This is a genomic window from Longimicrobiaceae bacterium (genome assembly GCA_035696245.1).
In the GTDB taxonomy this organism is placed as follows: Bacteria; Gemmatimonadota; Gemmatimonadetes; order Longimicrobiales; family Longimicrobiaceae; genus DASRQW01.
In genome coordinates this window covers 1-7,862 of the sequence record DASRQW010000403.1, presented here as the reverse complement: position 1 = coordinate 7,862, position 7,862 = coordinate 1, and the positions used below count along the sequence as shown (strand labels likewise).

At 69.5% G+C, this 7,862-nt stretch carries 6 protein-coding genes; 4 read left to right on the top strand and 2 right to left on the bottom strand.

Annotated elements, in window-relative coordinates; genetic code table 11:
* Positions 1 to 168: 168 nt before the first annotated feature.
* Positions 169 to 2,808, bottom strand: coding sequence for a pyruvate, phosphate dikinase (ppdK, locus tag VFE05_18135; protein ID HET6231998.1), 2,640 nt, complete (start codon positions 2,806 to 2,808; stop codon positions 169 to 171).
* A 791-nt stretch (positions 2,809 to 3,599) separates the two neighbouring features.
* Between ppdK and VFE05_18130 the strand changes: the two genes are divergently transcribed.
* Positions 3,600 to 3,917, top strand: coding sequence for an endonuclease domain-containing protein (locus VFE05_18130; GenBank protein ID HET6231997.1), 318 nt, complete (start codon positions 3,600 to 3,602; stop codon positions 3,915 to 3,917).
* Between the two features lie 160 nt (positions 3,918 to 4,077).
* Here the strand turns inward: VFE05_18130 and rlmN are convergent, their stop codons facing one another.
* A complete protein-coding gene (rlmN, locus tag VFE05_18125) occupies positions 4,078 to 5,166 on the bottom strand; it encodes a 23S rRNA (adenine(2503)-C(2))-methyltransferase RlmN (GenBank protein HET6231996.1) in 1,089 nt (362 codons plus the stop codon).
* A 205-nt stretch (positions 5,167 to 5,371) separates the two neighbouring features.
* Between rlmN and VFE05_18120 the strand changes: the two genes are divergently transcribed.
* The 3 genes from VFE05_18120 to aspS form a co-directional block, all read left to right on the top strand.
* The gene (locus tag VFE05_18120) at positions 5,372 to 5,830 is read left to right on the top strand and encodes a PTS sugar transporter subunit IIA (GenBank protein HET6231995.1); all 459 of its coding nucleotides are present in this window, start codon (positions 5,372 to 5,374) and stop codon (positions 5,828 to 5,830) included.
* Positions 5,827 to 6,222, top strand: coding sequence for a VanZ family protein (locus tag VFE05_18115; protein ID HET6231994.1), 396 nt, complete (start codon positions 5,827 to 5,829; stop codon positions 6,220 to 6,222). The genes VFE05_18120 and VFE05_18115 overlap by 4 nt, the downstream gene beginning before the upstream one ends.
* On the top strand, positions 6,219 to 7,862 hold a 1,644-nt coding region (gene aspS / locus VFE05_18110; GenBank protein HET6231993.1), incomplete at its 3' end, for an aspartate--tRNA ligase. The genes VFE05_18115 and aspS, both read left to right, overlap by 4 nt.

The window sequence follows — 7,862 nt, the reverse complement described above, 5'->3', positions numbered from 1 at the left end:
TACTCGCTCGGTGAAGTTCTAGAAATACTTGAGGAAGTCTCGTTTCCCGTTATAAGTGCTACCTCGGATCATCGGTGGGTGACAATTTTTGCACGACGTTCGTCTTGACTGCAATCTGATCGGCGCTTTAGCTCACGCCTCCGGCACCGAGTGTAAGTTCCAATTCGCTCACAGCCGGGGGCGTATTTTTATCGGGATAAGCGCCGCATGTGCCGCCGCGAGCCGCGCGATCGGGACGCGGTACGGTGAGCAGGAGACGTAGTTCAGGCCGATGCGGTGGAAGAAGTGCACGGACTTGGGGTCGCCGCCGTGCTCGCCGCAGATGCCGAGCTTGAGGTCCGGCTTCACGCCGCGGCCGAGCGTCACGGCCATCTCCACCAGCTTGCCCACGCCCTCCTGGTCCAGCGTCTGGAACGGGTCCGCGGGGAGGATGCCGGCTTCCACGTAGCCGGGCAGGAAGCTGCCGGCGTCGTCGCGCGACAGGCCCATGGTGGTCTGCGTCAGGTCGTTGGTGCCGAACGAGAAGAACTCGGCCTGCTCGGCGATCCGGTCGGCGGTGAGGGCGGCGCGGGGGAGCTCGATCATCGTCCCTACCATGTAGTCCACCTCCGCCTCGGCGTGCTCGAAGACGTCGCGGGCGGCCTCGTCGATCACCACGCGCTGGCGGGCCAGCTCCTCCACGGTGCCCACCAGCGGCACCATGATCTCCGGGCAGACGACGACGCCCTCCTTCTGCACGGCGACGGCGGCCTCGAAGATGGCCTGCGCCTGCATCCACGTGATGTCCGGGAACGAGATCCCCAGGCGCACGCCGCGATGGCCCAGCATGGGGTTGGCCTCGTGGTGCGCGTCCACGCGGGCGCGGAGCTTGGCGCTGTCCACGCCCATCTTGCGTGCCAGGTCCTTGATCTCGGCGGCGCCGGCGGGGAGGAACTCATGCAGCGGCGGGTCAAGCAGGCGGATGGTGACGGGCAGGCCGTCCATCGCCCGGAAGATGCCCTCGAAGTCGGCGCGCTGCATGGGCAGCAGCTTGGCGAGCGCGATAGCGCGGCGGGGCGCGCTGTCGGAGAGGATCATCTCCCGCACGGCGTCGATGCGGTCGCCCTCGAAGAACATGTGCTCTGTGCGGCACAGGCCGATGCCCTCGGCCCCGAAGCGCCGCGCGACCTCGCTGTCGTGCGGCGTGTCGGCGTTCGTGCGCACGCGCAGGGTCCGGAAACCGTCGGCCCACTCCATCAGCCGCTGGAAGTGTTCGGACAGCTCCGGCTCGGCCGTGGGCACCTCGCCCAGGATCACGCGGCCGGTGCTACCGTCCAGCGTGATCCAGTCGTTCTCGTGCACCACCACGTCGCCCACGGTGAAGCGGCGGTACGCCTCGTCCACCTGAATCTCGCTCGCGCCCGCCACGCAGCACTTGCCCATGCCGCGCGCCACCACGGCGGCGTGGGACGTCATCCCCCCGCGGCAGGTGAGGATGGCGCGCGCGGCGACCATCCCGTGGAAGTCCTCCGGGCTCGTCTCCCGCCGCACCAGGATCACGGGCTCGTCCGGCCCGCGCGCCGCCGCCTCGTCCGGGTTGAACACCACGCGCCCCGACGCCGCACCGGGCGACGCGGGCAGGCCGGTCGTCAGCACCTTCACGTGCGCCTTCGGGTCGATCATCGGGTGCAGCAGCTGGTCGAGCTGCTCGGGATCGACGCGGAGCACCGCATCTTCCGTCGTCAGCACGCCTTCGTCCACCATCTCCACTGCGGCGCGGACGGCGGCGGCGGCGCTCCGCTTGGCGGAGCGCGTCTGGAGCAGGTAGAGCTGCCCCTTCTCCACCGTGAACTCCAGGTCCTGCACGTCGCGGTAGTGCTCCTCCAGCAGCTTCTGCGCTTCGAGCAGCGCGGCGTACGGCTCGGGCAGCGCCTGCGCCATCTGCGAGATGGGGAACGGGTCGCGGATGCCGGCCACCACGTCCTCGCCCTGCGCGTTGACCAGGAACTCGCCGTACAGCTCGCGCTCGCCGGTGGATGGGTTACGCGTGAAGCAGACGCCGGTGCCGCTGTCGTCGCCCATGTTGCCGAAGACCATGGAGCAGACGTTCACGGCGGTGCCCAGGTCGTCGGAGATGTTGTTGATGCGGCGGTACGCCTTGGCCCGCGGCGTCTCCCACGAGTTGAAGACGGCGTGGATCGCGCCCCAGAGCTGCGCCTCGGGATCGTCAGGGAACGCACTGCCGGTAGATTCGCGGACGAGCGCCTTGAACTCGTCCACCAGCGCGCGCAGCTCGTCGACCGAGAGGTCCGTGTCTTCCTTCACGCCGCGCACGTGCTTCCGCTGCTCGATCAGGTGCTCGAAGCGCTCGCCACGGATGCCGAGCACCACGTTGGCGTACATCTGCACGAAGCGGCGGTACGAGTCGAGGGCGAAGCGCTCGTTGCCGGAGTTGGCGGCCAGCGCGGCCGCGGTCTCGTCGTTGAGGCCCAGGTTGAGGATGGTGTCCATCATCCCCGGCATGCTGAACGCGGCGCCGGAGCGCACGGAGACCAGCAGCGGGTTGGGGCCGGCGCCGAACGTCTTCCCCGTCGCTTCCTCCAGCCGCTTCAGCGCGGCGTCCACATCATCGGCCAGACCGTCCGGGTACTTGCCGGCGGCGAGGTAGCGGCGGCAGACCTCGGTGGTGATGGTGAAGCCGGGGGGGACGGGAACGCCGATCTTGGCCATCTCGGCCAGGCCCGCGCCCTTGCCGCCCAGCAGGTCCTTCATCTCCGCGCTGCCCTCGGTCTGGTCCGCGCCGAAGAAGTAGACGTACCTGTCCGCCATCGTGCCCGCCCTCGCCTGGTGGTGTGGAGATGCGTTGGACCCGCGTGCGCACCGGCGGGGAGCCGGCCGAGGCGCGCGATTGGCAAGAATGGAGCCGGTGCGGGCTCGATGCGAGCCGCTGGTGAAGTGCCGCGTAATGGATAGATTGTCGTTGCGGAAGCGGTGCCCCCTCCCCCAACCCCTCCCCCGCAAGCGGGAGAGGGGAGTCTATTCCACGGTGGCTGAAAGGTTTGCGGCGAATGCAGGCTCCTGGCCAGGACCGCCGGCAGAGTGGATTGATCGCCGGGGCGGAGATCACATCGGAGAGTGGAACGACCGGCAGTGATCGGGCGAGTCACCCGCGTGCTGGCTGGGCGGAGGCGTTCGCGGAGATGGCTGAGCGCGGCGACGACGATCTGCTTGATGCACATCTGCTGGATGCAACTGTTTGGGATCGTACGTAATGGGAGTGGTAGGGCGCGGTCATCCAGCGACAGAGTTGCTTCGGTAGATGTGGAACGGATGAGCGCGCGATCCAGGCGTTGGAGTCGGCTGAAAGGGCGCCCCCTCCCCCAGCCCCTCCCCCGCAAGAGGCTGTGTGAAAACTCCGCGGCTTTGAGATGCTAACCCACTAGCACGCGCACAAATCGCTTCTGCCGCACGATCTCGGACCAAGGCAGGTCAGATGACCCCCGGAAATCCCCCGAATCGACGCCCGACGAGAGTTTTCACACAGCCTCGCAAGCGGGAGAGGGGAGCGTATTCCACAGCGGCTGAAAGGTTTGCAGCGAATGCGGGCTCGGAGCCGGGAGGTGCAGCTGGCGGCGAGGATGATGCGGCGGGAGGCAACGCCCGCGGAGAAGAAGCTGTGGGCGGCGTTGCGGAAGGAGCAACTGGGCGGCTTGCACTTTCGGCGGCAGCACGCGGTTGACCGCTTCGTTCTGGACTTCTACTGCCCAACTCTGAAGCTGTGCGTCGAGGTGGATGGTGAGGTACACCTCAGCCAAGCGGAGCGCGATGAGGCGCGGAGTGAAGTGCTCTCCGCACGCGGGATCAAAGTGATCCGCTTCACGAACGAGCAGGTCCTGCATGATCTACCGGCAGTTCTCAGCCAGATTTCCGAACGATAAACCCATCTCCCGCAAGCAGTTCTCCCCTCTCCCGCTTGCGGGGGAGGGGCCGGGGGAGGGGGCATCTTTCCCGCAGCGAAACCTCTCGGAACCGCAAAAAAGGCCGGCCCCACTCGCGGAAGCCGGCCCTCGTCATCTCCCTCAACCGATGCTACGTGCCCTACAGCGACCCCATCTGCACGGGCTTGCGGCCCTGGGTGACCTCGGCGCGGAGCTGGCCGCAGGCGGCGGCGATGTCGCTGCCGCGCGACTCGCGCACGAAGGCCGAGATGCCGCGCTTCTCCAGGCGCTCCACGAAGTAGTTGAGCCGCGCGCGGGTAGACGGCTGCCAGTCCGTGCCCGGGATCGGGTTGAACGGGATGAGGTTCACGAAGGCGTTGAACTCGCCGATCACGCCGGCCAGCTCGTCGGCCAGGTGCGGCTCGTCGGTCACGCCGTCGATCATCACGTACTCGAAGGTGATGCGCTTGCCGCCCGCCTCGTCGAACCGGCGCAGCGCGTCGAGCAGCTCGGGCAGCGGATACTTCTTCTCCAGCGGGATCAGCTTCTGGCGCAGCTCGTGGTTGGGCGCGTGGAGCGAGACCGCCAGGCGGAACTGCTCCGGCATTTCCGCCAGGCGAACGATCCCGGGGACCACGCCCACGGTGGAGACGGTGATGCGGCGCGCGCCCACTCCGTAGCCGCGGTTCAGGATCGCCAGGGTGGGGAATAGCGCCTTGGGGTTCATCAGCGGCTCGCCCATCCCCATGAAGACGATGTTGCTGATGTCCGCGTAGCCGTTGTCGCGCGCCCAGCGGCGGGCGCCGCGGTACTGCGCCACGATCTCGCCCGCGGTGAGCTGGCGGCGGTAGCCGGACCAGCCGGTCGCGCAGAACTCGCACGCCATCGCGCACCCCGCCTGCGACGAGATGCACAGCGTCAGGCGGGTGGACGTGGGGATGAGGACGGACTCGATCAGCTCGCCGTCGTCCAGGCGCCACAGGTGCTTCGCGGTGCCGTCGGTGGAGACGGAGACCTTGGCGGCGGCGGGGGCGCACAGTGTGAAGGCACCGCCGAGGGCCAGGCGCTCGGCCGCGGGAAGGTCGGTCATGGCGTCGAAGCCGAAGGCCTCGCGCTCGAAGATCCAGCGCACGACCTGCCCCGCGCGGTAGGCGGGCTGCCCGCGCGACGCGAAGTGTGCTCGCAGGGCGGCCTCCGCCTCTTCGGGCAGCATGCCGATCAGGTCCTGGCGCGTGGTGGTGTCGCTCATCTTCTTCGTCCTTACCGGTGTTGCGGAGGGGCCGCGGGAGCCCCGCCGGGCCAAGCCGCCTAATCCCCCGCAACCCCGGCGATGTTCCGCCGCGCGTGCTTGATGCGGCACCGCGCGCAGGTTAGCTTAGCAAGGTCTGCACCGGGGCGGCCTCATGCGCCGCCCCGCGCCTTTCCGTATGCCGGTCGATCACACCAGGAACGCGGTGCTGCTGAGCGAGATCCTTACCCCCGAGCGCATCCGGGTGCCCCTTCGCGGCGCGACCAAGGACGACCTGCTGGCCGAGCTGGTGGAGGTGCTGCACGCCGCCGGCGCAGTGGCCGACGCGGACGAGATCCTGCGCGCGGTGCGCGAGCGCGAGGCGGTGCTCACCACGGGCATCGGCAGCGGCGTGGCGATCCCGCACGGCAAGGCGGCGGGGGTGGAAGGGCTGGCGATGGCGGCGGGGATCACCGCGCAGCCTGTGGAGTTCGAGGCGCTGGACGGCAAGCCCGTCTCGCTCTTCTTCCTCCTCGTGGGCTCGGAGGGCTCGGCCGGGCAGCACGTGAAGGCGCTGAGCCGCATCAGCCGGCTGCTGCGGCGGGACGACGTGCGCGAGGCGCTGGCGGCTGCCACCTCGCCCGAGCAGTTCCACGCGCTGGTGGCCGAAGCCGAGACCGCGTGAGTCCGCGCGTCCGCGCCTGGGCACCCGCGATCGGGTGGATGGCCATGCTGTTCATCGTCAGCTCGTTCCACCACGTCCCGTCGCCGCACATCGACAACTTCGACAAGGTGGAGCACGGCACGGCGTACGCGGTGCTGGGCTTCCTCATCGAGCGCGCGTGGACGCTTTCCGGCGGCCGCGGGCGCGGCTGGCTGATCCCCTTCGTCGCGGGCTCGCTGTACGGGGTGAGCGACGAGATCCACCAGGTCTTCGTCCCCGGCCGCTCGGCCGACCCCCGCGACTGGATCGCGGACTCGGCCGGGGTGCTGCTGGGGATCTTCATCTACACGCGCCTCGCGGCGCGGCGGACGGCGCGCGCCTCCGCCCCCGCGGGCGGGGGCACGCTTCCATGACCGACTTCGCGACCTCGTTCCGCACTCACGCCGCCGGCTCGCTCCGCGAGGAGCACGCCGGTGCAGACGTACGCCTGGCCGGCTGGGTGCACCGCCGCCGCGACCTGGGCGGCCTCGTGTTCCTGGACCTCCGCGACCGCGCCGGGCTGGTGCAGGTCTCGTTCGATTCCGAGTGGACGCCGGCCGACGTGCTCGCCGCCGCCCGCGCGCTCGGTCCGGAAGACGTGGTGCAGGTCGAGGGACGCGTGGAGCCGCGCATCAAGCCCAACGCCGACCTTCCGTCCGGCGCGATCGAGGTCCGCGGCACGTCGCTGACCATCGTCACGCGCGCGGAGCCGCTGCCCATCCAGGTCTACTACGCGCCGGAAGAGGAGCTGCCGTCGGAAGACCTGCGCCTCAAGCACCGCTTCCTCGACCTGCGCCGGCCGGAGCTCCAGCGCAACCTCATCGCGCGGCACAACGCGGCGAGGACGGCGCGCAACTTCCTGTCGGACGCGGGGTTCCTGGAGATCGAGACGCCGCTGCTCACCAAGCCCACGCCCGAGGGCGCACGCGACTTCCTGGTGCCCAGCCGCGTACACCCGGGCGAGTTCTACGCGCTGCCGCAGTCGCCGCAGCTGTACAAGCAGCTGCTGATGGTGAGCGGCTTCGACCGGTACTTCCAGATCGCGCGCTGCCTGCGCGACGAGGACCTGCGCGCGGACCGGCAGCCGGAGTTCACGCAGATCGACGCCGAGATGGCGTTCGTGGACGAGGACGACGTGTTCCGCGTCGGCGAGGGCCTGATGGCGGCCATCTGGAAGGAGAGCCTGGGCGCGGACATCGAGACCCCGTTCCCGCGGATGACCTACGCCGAGGCCATGGCGCGCTACGGCACGGACAAGCCGGACCTGCGCTTCGGCCTGCCCATCGCGGACCTCACGTCCATCCTCTCGAAGGCCGACTTCCGGCTCTTCCAGGGTGTGGGCGAGGCGGGGCACCGCATCCGCGCCATCCGCGTGCCCGGGGGCGCCCGCCTCTCGCGCAAGGAGCTGGACGAGCTGCAGGACGTGGCGAAGCGCGGCGGCGCGGCGGGGGCGCTGTGGGTGAAGCGCGGTGACGAGGGGCTGACCGGCCAGTTCGCCAAGGCGATGGAGGAATCGCTCTCCTCCGAGCTGTTTCAGGCCACGGGGATGGAGAGCGGCGACTTGCTGGTGGCCGTCGTCGGCCACTTCCGCATGGCCGACCCGGCGAGCGACGACGCGCGCGGCACGGCTCCCGCAGAGGGCGTGGCCGTGGGCCTGGAGTCCGCGCTGGACGAGCTTCGCCGGCACCTCGCGAAGAAGCTCGGCCTCGTGGACGACACCAAGCACGCGTGGCTGTGGGTGACGGAGTTTCCGGCGTTCGACTGGGACCCCGAGGCGAACCGGCTGGTGGCGGCGCACCATCCGTTCACCATGCCGCACGCGGACGACGTGGCGGCGGTGCTAGAGGCGGCGGCCGGCGAGACGATCACGACGGATGCGGCCAAGTCGTTGTACCGCAAGCCGGTGCGATCCCGCGCGTACGATGCGGTGTACAACGGGAACGAGATGGCCAGCGGCTCCATCCGGATCCACGACCCGGCGCTCCAGGGGGCGATCTTCCGGGTGCTGGGGATC